The sequence below is a fragment of the Nocardiopsis sp. NPDC055824 genome, assembly GCF_053616335.1.
The window spans coordinates 1-1540 of sequence record NZ_JBSHDN010000405.1; the positions used below are offsets into that span (position 1 = coordinate 1).

Consider the following 1540-nt stretch of genomic DNA (forward strand, 5'->3'; position numbering starts at 1 on the left):
GTACCCTAAACCGACGCAGGTGGTCAGGTAGAGAATACCGAGGCGTTCGGGTGAACCATGGTTAAGGAACTCGGCAAATTGTCCCCGTAACTTCGGGAGAAGGGGAGCCCTGTCTGGTGATGGCCTTTGCGGTCTGAGCTGGGTGGGGTCGCAGATAGCGGGGGGAAGCGACTGTTTATTAAAAACACAGGTCCGTGCGAAGTCGTAAGACGCTGTATACGGACTGACGCCTGCCCGGTGCTGGAACGTTAAGAGGACCGGTTAGTGGGAGTTCGCTCCTGCGAAGCTGGGAATCTAAGCGCCAGTAAACGGCGGTGGTAACTATAACCATCCTAAGGTAGCGAAATTCCTTGTCGGGTAAGTTCCGACCTGCACGAATGGCGTAACGACTTCCCCACTGTCTCAACCATGGGCCCGGTGAAATTGCACTACGAGTAAAGATGCTCGTTTCGCGCAGCAGGACGGAAAGACCCCGGGACCTTCACTATAGCTTGACATTGGTGTTTGGGATGGTTTGTGTAGGATAGGTGGGAGCCGGTGAAGCTGTCACGCTAGTGGCGGTGGAGGCGTTGGTGAAATACCACTCTGACTGTTTCGGGCATCTAACCTTGGACCGTGATCCGGTTCGGGGACAGTGTCTGGTGGGTAGTTTAACTGGGGCGGTTGCCTCCCAAAGAGTAACGGAGGCGCCCAAAGGTTCCCTCAGCCTGGTTGGTAATCAGGTGTTGAGTGTAAGTGCACAAGGGAGCTTGACTGTGAGACGGACGTGTCGAGCAGGAGCGAAAGCTGGGACTAGTGATCCGGCACCGGCGTGTGGAAGCGGTGTCGCTCAACGGCTAAAAGGTACCCCGGGGATAACAGGCTGATCTTCCCCAAGAGTCCATATCGACGGGATGGTTTGGCACCTCGATGTCGGCTCGTCGCATCCTGGGGCTGGAGTTGGTCCCAAGGGTTGGGCTGTTCGCCCATTAAAGCGGCACGCGAGCTGGGTTTAGAACGTCGTGAGACAGTTCGGTCCCTATCCGCTGTGCGCGTTGGAGACTTGAGAAGGGCTGTCCCTAGTACGAGAGGACCGGGACGGACGAACCTCTGGTGTGCCAGTTGTCCTGCCAAGGGCATGGCTGGTTGGCTACGTTCGGGAGGGATAACCGCTGAAAGCATCTAAGCGGGAAGCTTGCTTCGAGATGAGGTCTCCTGCCTCCTTTGAGAGGGTAAGGCTCCCTGTAGACGACGGGGTTGATAGGCCGGGTGTGGAAGCCCTGTGAGGGGTGGAGCTGACCGGTACTAATAGGCCGAGGGCTTGTCCGCTGCAGATAATTGGATGTTCGCGCACACTTTTCACGGAGTTTCGGCTCGCTGTGATCCCCTTGCACTGGGTTGTGGTGTGGGGTGTGGGTCTGGTGGGTTGTTGGTTTCCGTGGTGGTTATTGCTGGAGGGTCACACCCGGTCTCTTTCCGAACCCGGTCGTTAAGTCTCCTTGCGCTGATGGTACTGCCCTGTGGTGGGGTGGGAGAGTAGGTCGCTGCCACGGTTTTTTGT

The 1540-nt window shown here is 57.1% G+C and carries 2 rRNA genes; both read left to right on the forward strand.

Annotation, left to right across the window (positions count from 1 at the left end):
- Positions 1-1308: ribosomal RNA gene (locus ACWGL3_RS32185) — 23S ribosomal RNA — on the forward strand; the annotation flags it as partial.
- A 108-nt stretch (positions 1309-1416) separates the two neighbouring features.
- Positions 1417-1532: ribosomal RNA gene (gene rrf / locus ACWGL3_RS32190) — 5S ribosomal RNA — on the forward strand.
- The last annotated feature ends 8 nt before the right edge of the window (positions 1533-1540 follow it).